This is a genomic window from Enterobacter sp. BNK-18 (genome assembly GCF_047456135.1).
Taxonomy (GTDB): Bacteria; Pseudomonadota; Gammaproteobacteria; order Enterobacterales; family Enterobacteriaceae; genus Enterobacter; species Enterobacter ludwigii.
In genome coordinates this window covers 4,148,064-4,169,345 of the sequence record NZ_CP179899.1, presented here as the reverse complement: position 1 = coordinate 4,169,345, position 21,282 = coordinate 4,148,064, and the positions used below count along the sequence as shown (strand labels likewise).

At 59.0% G+C, this 21,282-nt stretch carries 24 protein-coding genes; 21 read left to right on the top strand and 3 right to left on the bottom strand.

Going from position 1 to position 21,282, the window contains the following annotated elements:
* Positions 1–58 precede the first annotated feature (58 nt).
* From yjdN to phnP, 15 genes are all read left to right on the top strand, one after another.
* The gene (yjdN, locus tag ACMGG3_RS20030; RefSeq protein ID WP_068795437.1) at positions 59–496 is read left to right on the top strand and encodes a VOC family metalloprotein YjdN; all 438 of its coding nucleotides are present in this window, start codon (positions 59–61) and stop codon (positions 494–496) included.
* A gap of 136 nt (positions 497–632) precedes the next feature.
* Positions 633–1,421, top strand: a complete 789-nt coding sequence (gene phnC / locus ACMGG3_RS20025; RefSeq protein WP_414149398.1) for a phosphonate ABC transporter ATP-binding protein — start codon at positions 633–635, stop codon at positions 1,419–1,421.
* A gap of 24 nt (positions 1,422–1,445) precedes the next feature.
* Positions 1,446–2,462 carry a phosphonate ABC transporter substrate-binding protein gene (gene phnD, locus ACMGG3_RS20020; protein WP_014168267.1) on the top strand — a complete coding sequence of 339 codons (1,017 nt, stop codon included), beginning with the start codon at positions 1,446–1,448 and terminating at the stop codon, positions 2,460–2,462.
* Between the two features lie 52 nt (positions 2,463–2,514).
* Complete coding sequence (phnE, locus tag ACMGG3_RS20015; RefSeq protein WP_044857801.1) at positions 2,515–3,294, top strand: phosphonate ABC transporter, permease protein PhnE; 780 nt, start codon at positions 2,515–2,517, stop codon at positions 3,292–3,294.
* 20 nt (positions 3,295–3,314) lie between these two features.
* A complete protein-coding gene (gene phnF / locus ACMGG3_RS20010) occupies positions 3,315–4,040 on the top strand; it encodes a phosphonate metabolism transcriptional regulator PhnF (RefSeq protein ID WP_020882813.1) in 726 nt (241 codons plus the stop codon).
* Entirely contained in the window at positions 4,041–4,493 is a 453-nt protein-coding gene (gene phnG, locus ACMGG3_RS20005) for a phosphonate C-P lyase system protein PhnG (protein ID WP_020882814.1), read from the top strand. It begins immediately after the preceding gene.
* Positions 4,490–5,074 (top strand): phosphonate C-P lyase system protein PhnH, encoded by a 585-nt coding sequence (gene phnH / locus ACMGG3_RS20000; RefSeq protein ID WP_014168263.1) that lies wholly within the window; start codon positions 4,490–4,492, stop codon positions 5,072–5,074. Before phnG ends, phnH begins: the two co-directional genes overlap by 4 nt.
* Entirely contained in the window at positions 5,074–6,138 is a 1,065-nt protein-coding gene (locus tag ACMGG3_RS19995; RefSeq protein WP_025206371.1) for a carbon-phosphorus lyase complex subunit PhnI, read from the top strand. The genes phnH and ACMGG3_RS19995 overlap by 1 nt, the downstream gene beginning before the upstream one ends.
* Complete coding sequence (gene phnJ, locus ACMGG3_RS19990; RefSeq protein WP_014168261.1) at positions 6,131–6,976, top strand: alpha-D-ribose 1-methylphosphonate 5-phosphate C-P-lyase PhnJ; 846 nt, start codon at positions 6,131–6,133, stop codon at positions 6,974–6,976. Before ACMGG3_RS19995 ends, phnJ begins: the two co-directional genes overlap by 8 nt.
* On the top strand, positions 6,973–7,728 hold the full coding sequence (gene phnK, locus ACMGG3_RS19985; RefSeq protein ID WP_014168260.1) for a phosphonate C-P lyase system protein PhnK: 756 nt from the start codon (positions 6,973–6,975) through the stop codon (positions 7,726–7,728). The genes phnJ and phnK overlap by 4 nt, the downstream gene beginning before the upstream one ends.
* Positions 7,729–7,737: 9 nt before the next feature.
* Entirely contained in the window at positions 7,738–8,418 is a 681-nt protein-coding gene (phnL, locus tag ACMGG3_RS19980) for a phosphonate C-P lyase system protein PhnL (RefSeq protein WP_020882817.1), read from the top strand.
* Positions 8,415–9,551 carry an alpha-D-ribose 1-methylphosphonate 5-triphosphate diphosphatase gene (gene phnM, locus ACMGG3_RS19975; RefSeq protein WP_014168258.1) on the top strand — a complete coding sequence of 379 codons (1,137 nt, stop codon included), beginning with the start codon at positions 8,415–8,417 and terminating at the stop codon, positions 9,549–9,551. The genes phnL and phnM overlap by 4 nt, the downstream gene beginning before the upstream one ends.
* The gene (gene phnN / locus ACMGG3_RS19970; RefSeq protein WP_040018699.1) at positions 9,548–10,099 is read left to right on the top strand and encodes a ribose 1,5-bisphosphokinase; all 552 of its coding nucleotides are present in this window, start codon (positions 9,548–9,550) and stop codon (positions 10,097–10,099) included. The genes phnM and phnN overlap by 4 nt, the downstream gene beginning before the upstream one ends.
* Positions 10,092–10,526 (top strand): aminoalkylphosphonate N-acetyltransferase, encoded by a 435-nt coding sequence (gene phnO / locus ACMGG3_RS19965; RefSeq protein ID WP_014168256.1) that lies wholly within the window; start codon positions 10,092–10,094, stop codon positions 10,524–10,526. The genes phnN and phnO overlap by 8 nt, the downstream gene beginning before the upstream one ends.
* A 9-nt stretch (positions 10,527–10,535) precedes the next feature.
* Complete coding sequence (gene phnP, locus ACMGG3_RS19960) at positions 10,536–11,294, top strand: phosphonate metabolism protein PhnP (protein WP_414149397.1); 759 nt, start codon at positions 10,536–10,538, stop codon at positions 11,292–11,294.
* Positions 11,295–11,348: 54 nt separating this feature from the next.
* Here phnP and yjdP read toward each other — a convergent pair whose 3' ends face one another.
* Positions 11,349–11,672 (bottom strand): DDRRRQL repeat protein YjdP, encoded by a 324-nt coding sequence (yjdP, locus tag ACMGG3_RS19955; protein WP_014168254.1) that lies wholly within the window; start codon positions 11,670–11,672, stop codon positions 11,349–11,351.
* 69 nt (positions 11,673–11,741) lie between these two features.
* Positions 11,742–14,024, bottom strand: coding sequence for an ATP-binding protein (locus ACMGG3_RS19950; protein ID WP_414149396.1), 2,283 nt, complete (start codon positions 14,022–14,024; stop codon positions 11,742–11,744).
* Between the two features lie 181 nt (positions 14,025–14,205).
* Here ACMGG3_RS19950 and ACMGG3_RS19945 point away from each other — a divergent pair, with 181 nt between their 5' ends.
* The 6 genes from ACMGG3_RS19945 (at position 14,206) to ACMGG3_RS19920 (ending at position 20,336) form a co-directional block, all read left to right on the top strand.
* The gene (locus tag ACMGG3_RS19945) at positions 14,206–15,726 is read left to right on the top strand and encodes a sugar ABC transporter ATP-binding protein (protein WP_020882824.1); all 1,521 of its coding nucleotides are present in this window, start codon (positions 14,206–14,208) and stop codon (positions 15,724–15,726) included.
* Positions 15,723–16,718, top strand: coding sequence for an ABC transporter permease subunit (locus ACMGG3_RS19940; protein ID WP_014168244.1), 996 nt, complete (start codon positions 15,723–15,725; stop codon positions 16,716–16,718). Before ACMGG3_RS19945 ends, ACMGG3_RS19940 begins: the two co-directional genes overlap by 4 nt.
* Positions 16,719–16,748: 30 nt before the next feature.
* Positions 16,749–17,690: an ABC transporter substrate-binding protein gene (locus tag ACMGG3_RS19935; RefSeq protein ID WP_014168243.1), complete on the top strand. Its 942-nt coding sequence runs from the start codon at positions 16,749–16,751 to the stop codon at positions 17,688–17,690.
* 84 nt (positions 17,691–17,774) lie between these two features.
* Positions 17,775–18,461, top strand: a complete 687-nt coding sequence (locus ACMGG3_RS19930) for a D-lyxose/D-mannose family sugar isomerase (protein ID WP_333098046.1) — start codon at positions 17,775–17,777, stop codon at positions 18,459–18,461.
* Between the two features lie 10 nt (positions 18,462–18,471).
* Positions 18,472–19,332, top strand: a complete 861-nt coding sequence (locus ACMGG3_RS19925) for a ketose 1,6-bisphosphate aldolase (RefSeq protein WP_025206378.1) — start codon at positions 18,472–18,474, stop codon at positions 19,330–19,332.
* Positions 19,329–20,336 carry a carbohydrate kinase family protein gene (locus tag ACMGG3_RS19920; RefSeq protein ID WP_414149925.1) on the top strand — a complete coding sequence of 336 codons (1,008 nt, stop codon included), beginning with the start codon at positions 19,329–19,331 and terminating at the stop codon, positions 20,334–20,336. Before ACMGG3_RS19925 ends, ACMGG3_RS19920 begins: the two co-directional genes overlap by 4 nt.
* Here ACMGG3_RS19920 and ACMGG3_RS19915 read toward each other — a convergent pair.
* Positions 20,333–21,064 (bottom strand): response regulator, encoded by a 732-nt coding sequence (locus tag ACMGG3_RS19915; protein WP_014168239.1) that lies wholly within the window; start codon positions 21,062–21,064, stop codon positions 20,333–20,335. The genes ACMGG3_RS19920 and ACMGG3_RS19915 overlap by 4 nt on opposite strands.
* Positions 21,065–21,282 lie beyond the last annotated feature (218 nt).

The following is a 21,282-nucleotide window of genomic DNA, read 5'->3' as shown; positions in this document are numbered from 1 at the left end:
GCTTACCGGGCTGGCGAGAACTACACTTAACGGGCTCTTCTTACGTGAGGTATAGATTATGCCGTTAAGTCCCTACATCTCTTTCGCCGGTAACTGTGCCGAGGCCTCCGCCTTTTATCAGCACGCCGTCGGCGCAGAGCTCCTCTATAAAATCACCTTCGGTGAAATGCCAAAAGGCGACAGCAGCGAAGAAGGCTGTCCGTCTGGCATGCAGTTTCCGGATTCGGCGATCGCCCACTCGAATGTTCGCATTGCGGGCAGCGATATCATGATGAGTGATGGGCAGCCGCCCGGCAGCAAAGCGCAGTATGCCGGGTTCACGCTGGTGCTGGACACCCAGGACGTGGCGGAAGGCAAACGCTGGTTCGACAATCTGGCCGCGGACGGCCATATCGAAATGGCCTGGCAGGAGACCTTCTGGGCGCACGGTTTCGGTAAAGTCACCGACAAATACGGCGTGCCGTGGATGATTAACGTCGTTAAGCAACAGCAGTGATCTTCTGGCGGTGGGCAGTCTGCCCCCGCCTGTCATCAAACTCCCCTCAACTCTTCAAACTCCCGCAACCGAGACTTAACCCAAATGTCATATTGATGCGCCAGCATGAGGCCACATTTATTGTGAGGCCCAGCATATGCAAACTGTTATCCGCGTCGAGAAACTGAGCAAGACCTTTCATCACAACAAGGCCCTGCATGCCGTTGATCTGACCGTCCAGCAGGGCGAAATGGTGGCGCTCCTGGGGCCATCCGGCTCTGGTAAATCCACCCTTATGCGTCATTTAAGCGGCCTTATCACCTGTGATAAGACCTCAGAAAGCCACGTCGAGCTGCTGGGCAACACCGTGCAGCGTGCAGGACGCCTGGCGCGGGATATCCGCAAAAGCCGCGCCCAGACGGGCTATATCTTCCAGCAGTTCAACCTGGTCAATCGCCTGACGGTACTGGAGAACGTGCTGATTGGCGCGCTCGGCAGCACCCCGTTCTGGCGTACCTGTCTGCGCTGGTTCTCCCCCTATCAAAAGCAGGAAGCGTTGCAGGCGCTGACCCGCGTCGGAATGGCGCATTTCGCCCACCAGCGCGTCTCCACCCTGTCCGGTGGACAGCAGCAGCGCGTGGCTATCGCCCGTGCCCTGATGCAAAAAGCGCAAATCATTCTTGCCGATGAACCCATTGCCTCGCTGGACCCGGAATCGGCTCGCATCGTGATGGAAACCCTGCGCGACATCAACCTAAACGACGGCATCACCGTAGTGGTGACGCTGCACCAGGTGGATTACGCCCTGCGCTATTGCGAGCGCATCGTCGCGTTGCGTCAGGGGCATGTGTTCTTTGATGGCCCAAGCCATCAGTTTGATAACGACCGTTTCGACCATCTCTACCGCAGCATTAACCGCGTCGAAGAGAACGCGCAGGCTGCTTAATTAAAACCGATCCGAGGAAAGTACATGAGCTACAAAGCCGTTGCCGCGCTGGCGTTTACCAGCATGTTCAGCATAAGCACTCTGTTAAGCCCTGCGTACGCCCAGGAGCAGGAAAAAGCGCTGAACTTTGGCATTATTTCGACGGAATCACAGCAGAACCTGAAACCTCAGTGGGAACCGTTCCTGAAAGATATGGAAACCAAACTGGGGATCAAAGTGAACGCCTTCTTCGCCCCGGACTATGCGGGCATCATCCAGGGGATGCGCTTTAACAAAGTCGACATCGCCTGGTACGGTAACCTCTCCGCCATGGAAGCGGTGGATCGCGCGAACGGCCAGGTCTTTGCACAGACCGTTGCCGCAGATGGCTCTCCGGGTTACTGGAGCGTGCTGATCGTCAATAAAGACAGCCCCATCAACAACCTGAACGACATGCTCGCCAAACGTAAAGAGCTGACGTTTGGTAACGGCGATCCCAACTCCACCTCTGGTTTCCTTGTGCCGGGCTATTACGTCTTTGCTAAAAACAACGCCTCTGCCAGCGAATTTAAGCGCACCGTGAACGCCAGCCATGAAACCAACGCGCTGGCCGTGGCCAATAAGCAGGTGGATGTCGCCACGAATAACACCGAGAACCTCGACAAGCTGAAAACCTCGGCACCGGACAAGCTGAAAGCGCTGAAGGTTATCTGGAAATCCCCTCTGATCCCGGGCGACCCCATCGTCTGGCGCAAAAACCTGTCTGAGACCACCAAAGACAAGGTGTACGACTTCTTTATGAATTACGGCAAAACGCCGGAAGAAAAAACGGTTCTGGAACGCCTGGGCTGGGCACCTTTCCGCCCGTCAAGCGACCTGCAGCTGGTCCCGATTCGCCAGCTGGCGCTGTTTAAAGAGATGCAGGGCGTGAAGGACAACAAGGGCCTGAAGGAGGAGGAGAAGAGCAGCAAAGTGGCTGCGATTCAGGCTCAGCTCGAAGACCTTGACCGCCTGACCGCGGCGCTCGGCGCCATGAGCAGCGTGAATAAAGCGGTGCAATAACGCTTACCGCCCTCTCCCGGTGGGAGAGGGCATTCAGACCAAAGGGGCACACATGCAAACCATCACCCTCCCACCGCCGAAACGCAGCTGGTTCTCGCTTTTTAGCTGGGCCATTTTGCTTGCGGTGCTCGTTATCTCCTGGCAGGGCGCGGAAATGGATCCGCTGCTGCTGTTTAAAGATGCCGGCAATATGGCCACTTTTGCCGCCGACTTCTTCCCGCCTGATTTCAGCCAGTGGCAGGATTACCTCAGTGAAATGGCGGTCACTCTGCAAATCGCCGTCTGGGGCACCGTCCTGGCCGTCATCCTTTCTGTTCCGTTCGGCCTGATGAGCGCCGAGAACATCGTTCCGTGGTGGATTTACCAGCCGATGCGTCGCCTGATGGACGCCTGCCGCGCCATCAACGAAATGGTCTTTGCCATGCTGTTCGTGGTGGCCGTCGGCCTGGGTCCGTTCGCCGGGGTGATGGCGCTGTTTATTCATACCACCGGCGTGCTCTCCAAGCTGCTCTCCGAGGCGGTGGAAGCTATCGAGCCGGGCCCGGTCGAAGGGATCCGCGCAACGGGCGCCAACAAAATTGAAGAGATTCTCTTCGGCGTACTGCCCCAGGTGATGCCGCTGCTGATCTCCTACTCCCTGTACCGTTTCGAATCCAACGTTCGTTCCGCCACTGTCGTCGGCATGGTGGGCGCAGGCGGTATTGGCGTCACGCTGTGGGAAGCGATTCGCGGGTTCCAGTTCCAGCAAACCTGCGCCCTGATGGTGCTCATTATCATCACCGTCAGCCTGCTGGATTTTATGTCTCAACGTTTGCGTAAGCACTTCATCTGAGAAGCGAGGCTTTGATTTGTATGCACTTATCCAGACATCCGACCAGTTACCCCACCCGCTGGCAAGAGATAGCGGCAAAGCTCGAGGTGGAACTTCGCACCCACTACCGCTGCGGAGACTACCTGCCTGCCGAGCAGCAGCTTGCCGACCGCTATGAAGTGAACCGACACACGCTGCGCCGCGCCATTGATCAGCTGGTCGAGCGCGGCTGGGTGCAGCGCCGTCAGGGCGTCGGCGTGCTGGTGTTGATGCGCCCGTTTGACTATCCGCTCAATGCGCAGGCGCGTTTTAGCCAGAACCTGCTGGATCAGGGCAGCCACCCGACCAGCGAAAAACTGCTGTCGGTGCTGCGCCCGGCCTCAAGCCACGTCGCGGACGCGCTGGGCATTCAGGAGGGCGACAATGTCATCCACCTGCGTACCCTGCGTCGGGTCAACGGCGTGGCGGTGTGCCAGATAGACCACTACTTCGCCGACCTGGCGCTGTGGCCCGTGCTGCAAAATTTCTCCAGCGGCTCGCTGCATGATTTTCTTCAGGATGCCACGGGCATCGCGCTTAAACGTACCCAGACGCGCATCAGCGCCCGCCGCGCGCAGGCCAAAGAGAGCAAAGTGCTGGAGATCCCCAACATGGCTCCGCTGCTCTGCGTTCGCACCCTCAACCACCGTGACGGCGAGATCGACGCGACGGAATACTCCGTCAGCCTGACCCGCGCCGACATGATCGAATTCACTATGGAGCACTGAATGCATTTCGACACCTCCACCCGCCAGCGCTGGATGGGCGTTCTGGCGCACAGCCAGCCCGCTGCGCTTTCGGACCGCATGCAGGCGCTGAATCTGACGCCGGAATATGACCTCATCCGCGCGCCGGAAATCGGTCTGGTGCAGATCCAGGCGCGTATGGGCGGTACCGGTGAGCGCTTCTTCGCCGGCGATGCCACCCTCACCCGCGCAGTGATCCGCCTGAACAGCGGCACGCTGGGCTACAGCTACGTGCTCGGGCGCGACAAACCACACGCCGAACGCTGCGCGGTGATTGACGCCCTGTTACAGGAACAACCTCATTTCCAGACCCTGATGGAAACCCTTATTGCCCCGCTGGAAGCCGACCGTGCTGCACTGATTGCCGCCCGCCAGGCCCAGATAAACACCAGCCGGGTCGACTTCTTTACGCTCGTTCGCGGAGATAACGCATGACGCTTCAACCCGCTTTTACCCTGGCCGTCCAGGATGCCCAACAAAGTTTTCGTCGCCTGCTGAAAGCCATGAGTGAGCCGGGCGTCATCGTCTCGCTGCATCAGCTCTCTCAGGGCTGGCTGCCGCTGAATCTGGCGACCACCAGCGTACTGCTGACGCTCGCCGACAACGACACCCCGGTGTGGCTCTCTGGCGCGTTATCGAATGATATCGCCAGCCAGAACCTGCGCTTTCACACCAACGCCCCGCTGGTTGAACAGCCCCGGCAGGCGGTGTTTGCCGTGGCCGACGAGCAAATCAGCCACGAGCAGCTTAATGCCCTGAGCGAAGGAAGCGCGGTGGCACCGGAGACCAGCGCCACGCTGATTTTGCAGGTATCAAGCCTGAGCGGTGGCCGCATGCTGCGACTCACGGGGGCGGGTATTGCCGAAGAGCGCATGGTCGCGCCACAGCTGCCGGAGTGCATCATTCATGAACTGACTGAACGCCCGCACCCGTTCCCACTCGGTATTGACCTGATCCTCACCTGCGGAGAACGCCTGCTGGCCATCCCTCGTACCACTCATGTGGAGGTGTGCTGATGTACGTTGCCGTCAAAGGGGGCGAGAAGGCTATCGCCGCCGCCCATGCCTTGCAGGCGCACAGACGACGGGGTGATGACGCGCTTCCCGAGCTCAGCGTCACCCAGATTGAGCAGCAGCTCAATCTGGCCGTCGACCGGGTAATGACTGAAGGCGGCGTCGCTGACCGCGAACTGGCGGCGCTGGCGCTGAAACAGGCCAGCGGCGACAACGTCGAAGCCATCTTCCTGCTGCGCGCTTATCGCACCACGCTGGCGAAACTGGCGGTGAGCGAACCGATCAATACGGCAGAAATGCGTCTGGAACGTCGTATTTCAGCGGTCTATAAAGACATCCCCGGTGGCCAGCTGCTTGGGCCCACCTATGACTACACCCACCGTCTGCTGGATTTCACCCTGCTGGCGAACGGCGAAACGCCCCAGTTGAGCACCTCGGATGCAGAGCAGGTTCCCTCCCCGCACGTTTTTAGCCTGCTGGCGAAACAGGGTCTGGCGAAGGCCGAAGACGATACTGGCGCGCAACCTGACGACATCACCCGCACGCCGCCGGTTTACCCCTGTTCACGCTCGTCGCGCCTGCAGCAACTGATGCGCGGCGACGAGGGGTATTTACTGGCGCTGGCCTACTCCACCCAGCGTGGCTACGGCCGCAACCATCCGTTCGCGGCGGAGATTCGTAGCGGCTTCCTTAACGTCGAGATCGTGCCCGAAGAGCTGGGTTTTGCGGTGAACGTCGGCGAACTGCTCATGACCGAATGCGAAATGGTGAATGGATTTGTCGCTCCCGAGAACGAGGCCCCGCATTTTACCCGCGGTTACGGGCTGGTGTTCGGCATGAGTGAGCGCAAGGCGATGGCGATGGCGCTGGTCGACCGTGCCCTGCAGGCACCGGACTACGGCGAAGCGGTCTCCGGCCCGGCGCAGGACGAGGAGTTCGTGCTGGCCCATGCGGATAACGTCGAGGCCGCGGGCTTCGTTTCCCACCTCAAGCTGCCGCACTACGTCGATTTCCAGGCCGAACTGGAACTGCTGAAACGCCTGCAACGGGAGCGCGCACATGACTAACTTAAGCGGCTACAACTTTGCTTATCTGGATGAACAAACCAAACGCATGATCCGCCGCGCCATTTTGAAAGCGGTGGCTATCCCCGGTTATCAGGTGCCGTTCGGCGGCCGCGAAATGCCCATGCCTTACGGCTGGGGTACCGGCGGCATTCAGCTGACCGCCAGCGTCATCGGCGAGTCGGACGTGCTGAAGGTCATCGACCAGGGGGCTGATGACACCACCAACGCCGTGTCGATTCGCCAGTTCTTTCAACGCGTGACGGGCGTCAATACCACCGAAAAAACCGAAGATGCGACGCTGATCCAGACCCGTCACCGCATTCCGGAAACGCCGCTGACGGAAGATCAGATTTTGATTTTTCAGGTGCCTATTCCGGAGCCCCTGCGCTTTATCGAGCCGCGTGAAACGGAAACCCGCACCATGCACGCCCTGGAAGAGTACGGCGTCATGCAGGTAAAGTTGTATGAGGATATCGCCCGCTTCGGCCATATCGCCACAACCTACGCCTATCCGGTCAAGGTCAATGGACGCTACGTGATGGACCCGTCCCCCATCCCCAAATTCGACAACCCGAAGATGGACATGATGCCTGCCCTGCAGCTGTTTGGTGCCGGGCGTGAAAAACGCATCTACGCCGTACCGCCTTACACCCGCGTGGAGAGTCTCGATTTCGACGACCACCCGTTTACGGTGCAGGAGTGGGACGAGCCGTGCGCCATTTGCGGCTCAAAACACAGCTATCTGGACGAAGTGGTGCTGGATGACACGGGCAAACGGATGTTTGTCTGCTCCGACACCGACTTCTGCCGCCAACAGAGCGAGGCGAAAAGCCAATGAAACCGCTGCTTTCGGTTAACAACCTGACCCACCTTTACGCGCCGGGCAAAGGCTTCAGCGGCGTCTCGTTTGAGCTGTGGCCGGGCGAGGTGCTGGGCATTGTCGGCGAGTCCGGCTCGGGCAAAACCACCCTGCTGAAATCTATCTCTGCACGACTGACGCCGCAAAAGGGCGACATTTTATATGAGGGCCGGTCGCTGTACGGCATGAGCGAGGCCGAACGCCGTCGCCTGCTGCGCACCGAATGGGGCGTGGTGCATCAACATCCCATGGACGGCCTGCGCCGGCAGGTCTCGGCCGGAGGCAATATCGGTGAAAGGCTGATGGCCACCGGCGCACGCCATTACGGCAACATCCGCGCCACGGCACAGCAATGGCTGAGCGATGTGGAGATCCCCACCTCGCGCATTGATGACCTGCCCACCACCTTCTCCGGCGGTATGCAGCAGCGCCTGCAGATTGCCCGCAATCTCGTCACTCACCCTAAGCTGGTGTTTATGGATGAACCCACCGGTGGGCTGGACGTCTCCGTTCAGGCGCGTCTGCTCGACCTGCTGCGCGGCCTGGTGGTGGAACTGAACCTGGCCGTGGTGATTGTCACCCATGATTTAGGCGTTGCCCGCCTGCTGGCGGACCGTCTTCTGGTGATGAAGCAGGGTCAGGTGGTGGAAAGTGGGCTGACCGACCGCGTACTCGACGATCCCCACCATCCGTACACCCAGCTGCTGGTGTCATCGGTATTGCAGAATTAAGAGGCCCCCATGATCCGCGTAGAAAATGTCAGTAAGACCTTTGTGCTCCACCAGCAAAACGGCGTGCGCCTGCCGGTCCTGCACAGCGCCTCTCTGGAGGTTAGCAAGGGTGAATGCGTGGTGTTGCACGGCCATTCCGGCAGCGGCAAATCGACGCTGCTGCGCTCCCTGTACGCCAACTATCTGCCGGACGAAGGCCACATCTATATTCGTCATGGCAATGAATGGGTCGATCTGGTGCAGGCGCCGGCGCGTAAGGTGCTGGACGTGCGCCGCTCGACGATCGGCTGGGTCAGCCAGTTTTTGCGGGTGATCCCACGGATCTCCGCCCTGGACGTGGTCATGCAGCCGCTGCTGGACCTGGGCGTTCCGCGCGAGACCTGCGCCGCGAAAGCCGCCGGCCTGCTCACGCGCCTGAACGTGCCGGAACACCTCTGGCACCTTGCCCCGTCGACCTTTTCCGGTGGCGAGCAGCAGCGGGTGAATATCGCCCGCGGGTTTATCGTCGACTACCCGATTTTACTGCTTGATGAACCCACTGCCTCGCTCGACAGCAAGAACAGCGCGGCGGTGGTTGAACTGATCGAACAGGCCAAAGCACGCGGCGCGGCGATCGTGGGGATCTTCCACGACGACACCGTTCGCTCCCGCGTCGCAGACAGGCTGCACCCAATGGGGACGCTCGCATGATCGTGAATAACGTAAAGCTGGTGCTGGAAAATGAAGTCGTTGATGGCTCGATTGAGATCCAGGCCGGAGAGATCCGCGCCTTTGCGGAAACCCAGAGCCGCGCCCCGGAAGCGATGGACGGTGAAGGGGGCTGGCTGCTGCCGGGCCTTATCGAACTGCACACCGATAATCTGGATAAATTCTTTACCCCGCGTCCGAAAGTCGACTGGCCAGCTCATTCCGCAATGAGCAGCCATGACGCGCTGATGGTCGCCAGCGGCATCACCACCGTGCTGGACGCCGTAGCGATTGGCGACGTGCGCGACGGCGGTGACCGTCTGGAAAACCTCGAGAAGATGATCAACGCCGTGGAAGAGACGCAAAAACGCGGCCTTAACCGCGCCGAGCATCGTTTGCACCTGCGGTGTGAACTCCCGCATCACACCACTCTGCCGCTGTTTGAAAAGCTGGTGGATCGCGAACCGGTCTCACTGGTCTCGTTGATGGACCACTCGCCGGGGCAGCGTCAGTTCGCCAGAATAGAGAAATACCGCGAGTACTATCAGGGAAAATACGCGCTGACCAACGAGGAAATGGCGCGTTATGAAGAGGAACAGCGACAGCTTGCGGCCCAGTGGTCTCAACCAAACCGGCTCTCCATTGCCGCCATGTGTCGGGATCGCAACATTGCCTTAGCCAGCCATGATGATGCGACGCATGAACATGTGCGCGAATCACACCAGCTTGGCAGCGTAATCGCTGAATTTCCCACCACGTTTGAAGCAGCAGAAGCCTCCCGCACCCATGGCATGAACGTCCTGATGGGGGCGCCGAATATCGTTCGCGGCGGCTCACACTCCGGCAACGTGGCGGCAAGCGCGCTCGCGTCGCTAGGTCTGCTGGATATCCTCTCGTCCGACTACTACCCCGCCAGCCTGCTTGACGCCGCCTTCCGGGTCGCGGCTGACGAAAACAATCGCTTTACGCTGCCGCAGGCGATTCGTCTGGTAACGAAAAACCCGGCAACGGCACTCAATCTTCACGATCGTGGAGAGATAGCTGAAGGTAAACGGGCGGATCTGGTGCTGGTTCACCGTAAGGGCGAGCACATCCATATCGACCACGTCTGGCGTCAGGGAAAACGGGTGTTCTGATGGGAAGACTAATCTGGCTAATGGGGCCGTCAGGCTCCGGTAAGGACAGCCTGCTGTCCGCGTTACGGCAGCGGGAACATCCCCAGCTTCTGGTTGCGCACCGCTATATCACCCGTGCGGCGAATGCCGGGAGTGAGAACCATATCGCCCTGAGCGAGCCGGAATTTTTCACGCGCGCCGGGCAAAATCTGCTGGCGCTCAGCTGGCACGCCAACGGTTATTACTACGGGATAGGCATCGAGACAGACCTGTGGCTGCACGCCGGGTTCGACGTGCTGGTCAACGGCTCACGCGCACACCTTCAACAAGCGCGCGCCCGCTATGAAGCAGCGCTGTTGCCGGTCTGTCTGCAGGTCTCGCCTGATGTGCTGCGCAGCCGGTTGCAGAGCCGGGGTCGCGAAAACGCCAAAGAGATCGAGCAGCGGCTTGAACGTGCGGCGCGCTATACCCCATCGAACTGTCATATCCTCAATAACGACGGAAGTTTGCTACAGTCAGTCGATAACTTTTTAACGCTTATCCGTCAGAAGGAGAAACAGCATGCCTGACTGCCAGCTTCGCCCCGCCACTGCCGACGATGCGCAGATTGTTTACGCGCTGATTTGCGAACTCAAGCAGAGTGAGTTTGATCATCAGGCGTTCCACGCCGGGTATCTTGCCAATCTGCAGGACCACAATATGCGCTACCAGCTGGCTGAACTAAACGGCCAGGTGGTGGGCATGATTGGACTGCATATGCAGTTTCACCTGCACCACGCCAGATGGATTGGCGAGATCCAGGAGCTGGTGGTCATGCCACAGGCGCGCGGTCTCAGGGTGGGCAGCCAGCTGTTGGCCTGGGCGGAGAACGTGGCGCGGCAGGCGGGCGCTGAACTGACAGAGCTATCCACCAGCGTGAAGCGCCTGGACGCTCACCGTTTTTATGCGCGTGAAGGGTATACGCAGAGCCATTTTCGTTTCACCAAACTGTTGTAGAGGTGCACGATGAGTCTGACGATTACGTTAACGGGAACCGGTAGTGCTCAGCTGGTGCCGGTGTTTGGCTGCGACTGCGCCGCGTGTCGCCGGGCGCGTCTGCAGGATAACCATCGCCGTCGCCCCTGTAGCGCGGTAGTCAAATTCAACGATGCGGTAACGCTGCTGGACGCCGGTATCCCGCACCTGATGGACGACTGGCCGGCAGGCAGCTTTCAGCAGTTTTTACTGACCCACTACCATATGGATCACGTCCAGGGGCTGTTCCCCCTGCGCTGGGGCGTCGGTGCCCCTGTTCCGGTGTACGGTCCGCCAGACGAGTCGGGGTGTGACGACCTGTTTAAACACCCGGGGATTCTGGATTTCAGCCATACGATAGAGCCGTTTGTGGTGTTTGAACTGCAGGGCCTGCGGGTCACGCCGCTGCCGCTGAATCACTCGAAAATCACCTTTGGCTACCTGCTGGAGTCCGCCCACAGCCGTGTAGCCTGGCTCTCCGACACCGCCGGATTACCCGATAAAACGGTAAAATTCCTGCTCAATAACCGGCCGCAGGCGATGATCATCGACTGCAGCCACGAACCGCGTGACGAAACGCCGCGCAACCATTGCGATCTGAATACGGTTATTGCCTTAAATGAGATCATCGGCTGTCCGCAGGTGATCCTGACCCATATCAGTCATCAGTTCGACGTATGGATGATGGATAACCCGCTACCCGACGGGTTCGAGGCGGGATATGACGGAATGACGTTGTTGCTGGATTAGGTCACTCCCTCTCTAAATGAGAGGGCGAGGCGTATGGATGCTAAACCGCGCGTATCAGCGATCGTAATCGTCTTCTAACCGGCGTTCATCTTCTTCTAACTGACGTCTGTCATCATCCAGCTGGCGTTGACGCTCATCCAGACGGCGACGGCGATCCTCCAGTTGCCTGCGGCGATCGTCATACTGACGGCTGTCGGTCTGGCGGCTGCGATCGTAGCGATCGTCGTCATCATCGCTACTGCGACTGCTGCTGGGGTTATAGGCATCGTTGATCGCCTGCTGAATATTGCCAATGGCTTCATCAATAACATCGGCGTGAGCCAGTTGGCTGGTAAGTGACAGCAGACCAAATAACAGAGCGGTAGAGTAACGTTTCATAAGACCAGACTCGCAGGTGGACTGGCCTTACGGTAATGAACAACAGCTGGCTGGGGTAGCGGAGGAATCTCAAATTACCATCACCTTGCGCAACGCCTGCGCCAGCTGAACACGGGTAAAAGGCTTGCGCAGTAACGCCACGTCCGGCAGTTGCGGGTTATGCGTCGGACGCAGATCCTGGCCGCTGATCAGCAACACCGGAAGCTGCGGATAATGGCTGCGCACATGGTTGATCACCTCGGCGCCGCTGAGGTTGCCGGGCAGCATTAAATCGCTAATAAACATGCCAATATCCGGTGACGCGTCCAGCATCTTCAGGGCCTGTTCGCCGTTGTCCGCTTCTATCGTCAGATAGCCCAGCTGATGCAGCTGCTCGCACAGGGTCTGGCGGACATCGGCTTCATCTTCCAGCACCAGTACCAGACGTTCATTCTCAACGGCAGCCGCGGCGGCCTGGGTCTCATCAGCAGAACGAACAGGCAGCGTCGAGCGTGGCAGATGCAGCCGCACGGTGGTCCCCTGCCCTGGCGCGCTTTCAATCTCCACGCGCCCACCGGACTGGCGTACAAAACCGTAGACCATCGACAGGCCTAATCCGCTACCGCTTCCGGTTTGCTTGGTCGTAAAGAACGGTTCGAAGACCCGGGATTTGACCTCCTGCGACATTCCACTTCCCCGGTCAATAACCTCCAGCGCCACCATATCCTGCCTGCGTCCGTCACTGCGGGTCACGCGCTGATTCCACGTGCGGATCTTAATAACCCCCGTCTGTCCCTCCATCGCATCACGGGCGTTCATCACCAGGTTAATAATGGCGTTTTCCAGCTGGCTAACGTCTATCCACGCCGGCCACGCCGGTGATTGCGCTTCAATTTCCAGCGTCAGGGTGGCCGGCAGCGAGTGGTACATCAACTCCCGCAGGTTCTCGAGCAGCGGTTTCATCTCTACCGCGTGCGGGGTCAGGGATTGCTTGCGGGAAAATGCCAGCAGGCGCTGGGTCAGCACCGCACCACGCTCGGCGGCCTTGAGTGCCCGGGTGATACGCGGGGCGTCCTGTGAGTCAGGATCGGTGAGTTCCAGACTGCCAATGATCACCGCCAGCAGGTTGTTAAAGTCATGCGCCAGACCGCCCGTCAGCTGCCCGACGGCCTTCATCTTCTGGCTGTGCACCAACGCCTCTTCCAGCCCCTGACGCTCGATGCGGTCGATCTCCATCTGCGTGGTTTTTTCTTTCAGCAGGCGGGTGGTGTGGACAAGCGAGGCGGTGTTGCGGGCAAAAACGTTAAACGCTCGCGCCAGCTCACCCAGCTCATCACGGCGCTGCAGTCCGGGGACGGAAACATCCTGTTCGCCGTGGGCAAGGCGCGACATCGCCCGGGAGATGGCCGTCAGGTTGGAGGCCAGATTACGGTAGATATACCAACAGGCGCACCCGGTGATGATCAGCGCCAGCACGGCGAACACACTGATAAATACGCTGATGGAGCGCAGCTCCTGGTGACTCTGGGCAGTGCGCAGCCGGGAGGCCTGCGCCACCTGTTCAACGTACTGATTGATGTCGCTGTTTAATATCGCCACCAGCGCCTTGATGTGGAACATATACCAGCTGATCGCCAGATCGCTCTCCTCCAGCTGCGTCGAGAGCGGAACAAGCTTGTGAAGCTCGGCATTAAAATCGGGCAGGATAGCGTTCACCACGGGCTGCGTCACGCTCCGGGGCAGCGTTGCCGTCACGGCATCCAGCTGCTGAACCGTGGCGCGCGGCGAGGGCGTTTCAATAGCGGCGATGATTAGCCTGTCCATTTCCATAAGCTGTTGCGCATCCGGGACGTTGCTGGCGTAACGGCGGTTGATGTCCTGCAGATGGCGCAAATAGCTCTGGCTTTGATAGAGCGCGCTGAGAAGCGCATTACGCTCCAGATGACGCCGCTGCCCGCGCTCCAGCATGCCCGTCACGCTCTGCTGTAACTCATTACTTCTCTGAATAATTCGCGCCACCAGCGCGGGCTCCTGTTGCGCCAGTGGCGCATCGGCAAGCTGTTCCAGCGAGTGACGCAGCGCCATCTGCGTCTGCTTCAGGCGCTCGGCTTCGCCCTTGTATTCCAGCGCGCCTACAACTTGCGAGAGCCGCACCGCCGCCGTTGCCACATTGGCGGTATCGCGGGCGAGGTTCATGCTGCCGGTCATGTCATCCAGCGTCTGCTGCTGCACCTGTTCCTGGATCTGGCTGGCATGACGAAAGCCGAGCACCGCCACGCCGCTGACCATCAGCGTCACCGCCACCACCAGCAGATTAAAAATCAGCAGGCGACCACGGGCGCTGGCAAAGAAGGGCGGACGGTGTGATGGCATACGGTAAGCTCCGGTGCAATGTGATGCCCTCACCCTGGCCCTCTCCTGCTGAGAGGGAAAAAGCGGGGAATTGTGATGTAAGTTAACTATTCATAACTATGACAAATATGAACGGCTTCTGACATTTTGCATTTACCAACCTGTGATGAAGTGCGGATATCGACATTCAAGGAGATCCGCCATGAGCAGAACCCCGGTACTGGAGATGCGCAACATTGCCAAAACGTTTGGCCATTTCCACGCGCTCAAGGGTGTGGATTTGACGGTATACCCCGGTGAGATCCACGCGCTGATGGGGGAAAACGGCGCAGGAAAGAGTACCCTGATGAAGATCCTCGCGGGGGCCTATACCGCCACCAGCGGCGAGATCCTGATTGACGGACAGCCGTTTCACATCAAAGGGCCAAAGGATGCGCTGGCCGCGGGTATCACCCTCATTTATCAGGAGATGCAGCTTGCCCCCAATCTGACCGTCGCTGAAAACATTTTCCTGGGCAGCGAGCTGTCGCGCGCCGGGCTGGTACAGCGCAAAGAGATGGCCGCACAGGCGCAGGCGGTGATTGACCGTCTGGGCGCGCACTTCAAGGCGACCGACCTGGTAATGAGGCTAACCATCGCCGAGCAGCAGCAGGTTGAAATTGCCCGCGCGCTGCACCGCAACAGCCGCATTCTGGTGATGGATGAACCCACCGCCGCCCTCTCCTCACGTGAAACCCATCGCCTGTTCGAGCTGATACTGCGCCTGCGAGAGGAAGGAATGGCGATTATCTATATCAGCCACCGCATGGCGGAAGTATATGAACTCTCCGATCGCGTCAGCGTTCTGCGTGACGGGCAGTACGTCGGTAGCCTGACGCGCGACAAACTGAACGCCTCTGAGCTGGTGAAGATGATGGTCGGCCGTCCGCTAAGCGATCTGTTTAACAAAGAGCGCGATATCCCGCTCGGCAGCCCGCGTCTTAACGTGCATCACCTTACCGACGGCAAGAAAGTGCTCCCCTGCAGTCTGCAGGTGCGTTCCGGAGAAATTGTCGGCCTGGCAGGTCTGGTGGGCGCCGGACGTTCCGAACTGGCGCAGCTGATCTTCGGCGCGCGCAAAGCCACGGGCGGCATGATTGAAGTCGACGGCGAACCGGTGGTGATCCACTCCCCGCGTGCCGCCATCGACAACGGGATCGGTTTTCTCACCGAGAACCGCAAAGAACAAGGGCTGTTCCTCGAGCTGGCCGCACAGGAGAACATCACCATGGCGACGCTGGAGCGCGACGCCACCTTCGGCATGCTGAACCGCAAAAAAGCGCAGACCATTTCTGACGATGCAATCGCCCTGCTTAACATCCGCGTGCCGCATTCACAGGTCCGCGCGGGTGGCCTGTCCGGGGGCAATCAGCAAAAGCTGCTTATCTCCCGCTGGGTGGCCATCGGCCCACGCATTCTGATTCTGGATGAACCGACGCGCGGCGTCGACGTCGGGGCGAAAAGTGAAATCTACCGCATCATGAACCAGATGGCGCGCAAGGGCGTGGCGATCCTGATGATCTCCAGCGAGCTGCCGGAAATCGTCGGCATGAGCGACCGCGTCTATGTCATGCGTGAAGGCAGCATTGCAGGTGAACTTCACGGAGCAGAAATTTCACAGGAAAACATCATGACGCTGGCGACCGGCGTGAACGACTCTCATCATCAGGCGGTGCAACTATGACAAATTCAACCCATCCGCAGCAGGTGGCGAAGTCCGCCTCTGCCAAAAAAATGCTGATGAGCGATCTGATGCAGACGGTCGGCATTTTGCCCATCTTGATCCTGATTGTGGCGGTATTTGGTTTTATCGCGCCTAACTTCTTTACCGAAAGTAATCTGCTCAATATCACCCGCCAGGCGTCGATCAACATCGTACTGGCCGCAGGGATGACCTTCATCATTCTGACCGGCGGGATCGACCTCTCCGTCGGCTCCATTCTGGGCACCACGGCCGTGGCGGCGATGGTGGTGTCGTTAATACCTGAGTTCGCCATGCTTTCTATTCCGGCAGCGCTCATGCTCGGCCTGGTGCTGGGTTTGTTCAACGGCGCGCTGGTGGCTTTTGCCGGGCTGCCGCCGTTTATCGTGACGCTCGGTACCTATACGGCCCTGCGCGGTGCGGCTTATTTGCTGGCGGACGGTACGACCGTCATTAACTCCAACATTAACTTTGAGTGGATCGGCAATAACTACCTCGGCCCCATTCCGTGGCTGGTGGTGATCGCGCTGGCGGTAATTGTGCTGTGCTGGTTTATTCTGCGCCGCACCACGCTTGGCGTTCACATTTATGCGGTTGGCGGCAACATGCAGGCGGCGCGTCTGACAGGCATTAAGGTCTGGCTGGTGCTGTTGTTTGTGTACGGCATGAGCGGGCTGCTCTCGGGCCTGGGCGGCGTGATGAGTGCCTCGCGTCTCTACAGCGCCAACGGCAACCTGGGCATGGGCTACGAACTGGATGCGATTGCGGCGGTGATCCTCGGCGGTACCAGCTTTGTCGGCGGGATCGGCACGATCACCGGCACGCTGGTGGGGGCGCTGATCATCGCCACGCTTAACAACGGCATGACGCTGATGGGCGTCTCCTACTTCTGGCAACTGGTGATCAAAGGGGCGGTGATCATCATAGCGGTGCTGATCGACAAATACCGTACCCGACACCATCAAAGTGCATAACAACAATACCCTACAAGCGAGGAAGAGAAGATGCGTTTGAAACCGTTAGTGACCGCGCTCTGTGCTGGCGCGCTGCTTGCCGCAACGCCGTTTGCGCAGGCGAAAGATCTGAAGTCCATCGGCGTGACGGTGGGCGACCTGGCCAACCCATTCTTCGTGCAGATCACCAAAGGTGCCGAGCTGGAAGCGCGCAAACTGGCGGGGGATAACGTCAAAGTGACGCTGGTCTCCAGCGGTTACGATCTCGGCCAGCAGGTAGCGCAGATCGACAACTTTATTGCGGCCAAAGTGGACATGATCATCCTTAACGCTGCGGATTCCAAAGGGATCGGCCCGGCGGTTAAACGCGCGAAAGAGGCCGGGATCGTGGTTGTCGCGGTTGACGTCGCGGCGGAAGGGGCGGATGCCACCATCACCTCCGATAACACCCAGGCGGGGGAAATGGCTTGTAAATACATTACTGATCGCCTGAAAGGCAAAGGCAACGTGGTCATCATCAACGGGCCGCCAGTGTCCGCGGTGCAAAACCGCGTCGAAGGCTGCCAGACCGAGTTCAAAAAACATCCGGATATCAAGGTGCTCTCTGATAACCAGAACGCCAAAGGTAGCCGTGAAGGCGGTCTGGAAGTGATGACCTCACTGCTGGCGGCCAATCCGAAGATCGACGGCGTGTTCGCGATTAACGATCCGACGGCGATCGGTGCCGATCTGGCAGCAAAACAGGCCCAACGCAATGAATTCTTTATCGTTGGCGTAGACGGCAGCCCGGACGGCGAGGAAGCGCTTAAGCGTGAAAACTCCCTGTTTGTCGCGACGCCGGCTCAGGATCCTCAGGTAATGGCGGCAAAAGCGGTTGAGATCGGCTATGACATTCTGCAGGGCAAACCTGCGCCTAAAGAGCCTGTGCTGATCCCGGTGACGATGATCGATAAAAAGAACGTCGGATCCTATAAGGGGTGGACAGTGAAGTGATGTAGTGCGGTTTGATGCCCTCACCCTGATCTTCTCTTCGCGGGAGAGTTGGGGTGAGGCCTGACATAGCGTCCAGGGGGCCCCATGAAACGCTCCGAAATCAATGAAATCCTTGGCCACACGCGGCAATTCTTCTCCATGCACGATGTGCATCTCCCTCCCTTTGCCAGTTTTCCGCCGACGAAATGGCAGCAGCTTGACCCGGCCGCCTGGCAGGAAGTGTTTGATCTCAGGCTTGGCTGGGACGTAACGGCATTCGGCGGCGACCATTTTGCCGGACAGGGGCTAACGCTCTTTACCCTGCGCAATGGCTCACCGAACGGCGTGCCCTATGAAAAGTGCTATGCCGAAAAAATCATGCACGTCCGGGATGGTCAGGTGACGCCCATGCATTTTCACTGGCGTAAACGGGAAGACATCATCAACCGTGGCGGCGGAAACCTGATCGTCGAGTTATGGAATGCCGGCGCACATCAAGAACCTGAAAATACCGACGTGACCGTTACCCTCGACGGCTGTCTGCAGACCCACGCGCCCGGCAGTCAGTTACGCCTGCAACCCGGGGACAGCATCTGTCTCACCCCCGGCCTGTACCACAGTTTCTGGGGCGAACGCGGTTTTGGCGACGTACTGGTGGGGGAAGTGTCATCGGTGAATGACGATGAACACGATAACCATTTTTTACAGCCCATTGCCCGCTATAACAATATCGAGGAAGACGAACCGGCGGTGCTGGTGTTGTGCAACGAGTACAACCTGTTTCGGAAATAAGGAGTAAATAATGCCATTGATTTCTCTTGCCGACGGTCTTGAGCACGCCAGGAAACACCGCTACGCGCTCGGCGCGTTTAACGTTCTCGACTCCCATTTTTTGCGCGCGCTGTTTGCTGCCGCGAAACAGGAACGCTCGCCGTTTATCATTAATATTGCGGAAGTCCACTTTAAGTATGTCTCCCTGGAGTCGCTGGTCGAAGCGGTCAGGTTTGAAGCCGCCCGTCATGATATTCCGGTGGTGCTCAACCTCGATCACGGCCTGCATTTCGAGGCGGTGGTACGTGCGCTGCGCGTAGGCTTCAGCTCCGTGATGTTTGATGGCTCCACCCTGAGCTACGAAGAAAACATTCGCCAGACGCGGGAGGTGGTGAAGATGTGCCACGCGGTTGGCGTATCGGTAGAAGCGGAGCTGGGTGCGGTAGGCGGTGACGAAGGTGGCGCGTTGTATGGCCATGCGGATGAAGCGTTGTTTACGGACCCGCTGCGGGCGCGCGAGTTTGTCGATGCCACCGGCATTGATGCGCTGGCGGTCGCCATTGGCAACGCGCACGGTAAATACAAAGGCGAGCCAAAACTCGATTTCCCTCGTCTGGACGCCATTCGCCAGCAGACCGGCCTGCCGTTGGTCTTACACGGCGGCTCCGGCATCAGCGATGCCGATTTTCGTCGCGCCATCGAACTGGGGATCCATAAAATCAACTTTTATACTGGCATGTCACAGGCCGCGCTCTCCGCCGTTGAGCAACGGATGGCAAAACGTCAGCCTCTGTACGATGAATTTGCAGAACTGCTGCTGGGTATAGAAGAGGCGATTACCGATACGGTCGCCGCGCAAATGCGCATCTTTGGCAGCGCGGGGCAGGCATAATGGAACGTAAAGGGATTATCGCCGCCGGCAATATGCTGGTGGATCACGTCCACCAGATTGTGCAATGGCCGGAGCGCGGCTGGCTGGCGGAAATTACCCACAGCGAACGTTCAACCGGCGGTGCGCCGCTGAACGTCCTGCTGACGCTGGCCAAAATGCACGTTGGCCTGCCGCTGCAGGCCGTCGGCCTGATTGGCGAAGATAGCGACGGCGATTACATCCTGGCGATGCTCGACCAGTATCACGTCAACCGCCAGCGGGTGCAGCGCACGACCTTTGCGCCAACCTCTATGTCGCAGGTTATGACCGACCCCAGCGGGCAGCGCACTTTTTTCCACTCCCCGGGCGCCAACCGTCTTCTGGATCTGCCCGCCTTCGACCGCCTCGACGGCGCGATGAAGATTTTCCATCTCGGCTACCTGTTACTGCTCGACAGCCTGGATATGCCCGATGACGAGTACGGCACCCGCAGCGCACGGTTGCTGGCCCAGATGCGCGATCAGGGGTATGAAACATCGCTCGATCTGGTCTCACGAAAGGGTGACCCGCGCTATCAGCCGCTGGTTCTCCCTGCCCTGCGCCATCTTGATTATCTGGTCATCAACGAACTGGAAGCCGGCGAGTTTAGCGGGCTGGAGATGCGCGACGAGAACGATGCCCCGCACATTGCCCATATCGCGGAAGCCGCCTCACAGCTTCTGGCGGCTGGCGTGCGTCAGCGGGTGGTGATCCACTGTCCGGAAGGGGCGTGGGGGTTAACACCGGACGATGAAGGGCGCTGGCTCCCCTCCTGGTTGCTGGAGCGGGAAGAGATTATCGGCAGCGTCGGGGCGGGTGATGCCTTCTGCGCAGGCTTCTTATACGGCTGCCATGAAGCGTTGCCGCTGGTCGAGAGTATTTATCTGGCCCATGCCTGCGCGCGGGCAAGCCTGCTGGCTGCGAACGCCATTGATGGGGCAAAAACGCTGGCCGAGCTGCAACTGTTTATTAAAGAGAATATTTAAGCCGCTTTCTCGCTGTGAGACACATCGGCAGCAAAGACGTAGCCCAGCCCACGGACAGTTTTAATGAGTGCGGGCTGATGCGGGTTGGCTTCTATTTTACGGCGCAGGCGCATGATCAACACATCGATTGTGCGGTCGAACACCTCGGCACTTTCGCTGTGCGTCAGCTCGAGCAGTTGTTCCCGGCTGAGCACCCGCCGGGCGTTCTGGGTGAGCGCCAGCAGCAGACCATATTCTCCCTGGGTCAACGGTACGGGGTTACGCTGCGGATCGCTGAGTTCACAGCGGGAGGTATCCAGCGTCCAGCCATTGAACGTCACGCCCGCCACGCGTGGCACCGGGGTGTCTGCGGCCAGCGCCCCGGTCCGGCGAAGCACGGCTTTAACCCGGGCAACCACCACGCGCGGGTTAAACGGTTTGCCAATATAATCGTCGGCCCCCATCTCCAGCCCCACCACCACGTCTGACTCACTGCCCAGCCCGGTCAGCATCACCACCGGCAGCTCCGGACGTTGCTTTTGCAGGTGCAGTAATACTTGCAGGCCGTTGATATCCGGCAGCATCATATCCAGCAGGACAAGGGCGATGTGTGGCTCATGCTGAACCAGACTCAGCGCGTCCTGGCCGTTATGGCAGACGAGCACGCTAAAGACGTGCTCACTCAGCACATCCTGCAGCAGCTCGCAAACTGCGGTATCGTCATCAACCACCAGAATCGCCGGTTTCATCGCATGCTTCCATCAGGGGATTATGTTAAGTCTGAACTATTCTGCCGTCGGCTCCAGCCAATTTGACTTTTACATGACGGAATTACAACCCATGTCACATCCACTGCCCATTCGACACGTCAATTTTGACGATTGGCTGTTTTTCGTCAGGGTTTTGCCCCTCTGTTGGCCGTAAAGTCTGCTGATACCCACAATAAAAACATGGCATAGAAGCTGCA